The 383-nt window shown below is 52.7% G+C and carries 1 protein-coding gene; it reads left to right on the top strand.

The features are described 5' to 3' along the window. A partial coding sequence (locus ASC50_RS05470; protein WP_304518330.1) for a TIM-barrel domain-containing protein occupies nucleotides 1-383 on the top strand: 383 nt, incomplete at both ends.

The following is a 383-nucleotide window of genomic DNA, read 5'->3' as shown; positions in this document are numbered from 1 at the left end:
GGACTGGACCCCGGCTGGCATTCAAACGCATATTCCTGCTCGTTCACCTGGCATCCGAAGAATTTTCCCAACCCCGACAGCCTGCTCAGCATCATGCATGGGATGAATTACAAGATGAACCTCTGGGAGCATGCCTATATTCATCCCGCATCGCCGATGTTTGAGGAAATAGTACCGTGGTCGGGCGATTATGCCGTGTGGAAAGGCGCCGTTCCCGACTTTATTACGAAGGAAGCAAGGGAGATATTCGAGACGTATCACGACAAGAACCTGCTGAGCAAGGGTATTTCAGCGTTCAAACTCGACGAGTGCGATGCCGCCGACTATGCCCAAGCCCATGCTGAATGGAGTTTTCCCGACATTGCGCAGTTCCCTTCGGGAAT

This window comes from Candidatus Symbiothrix dinenymphae, from assembly GCF_001431085.1.
The sequence above is the reverse complement of the archived record's forward strand: the minus strand, read 5'-3'. Positions and strand labels throughout refer to the sequence as shown.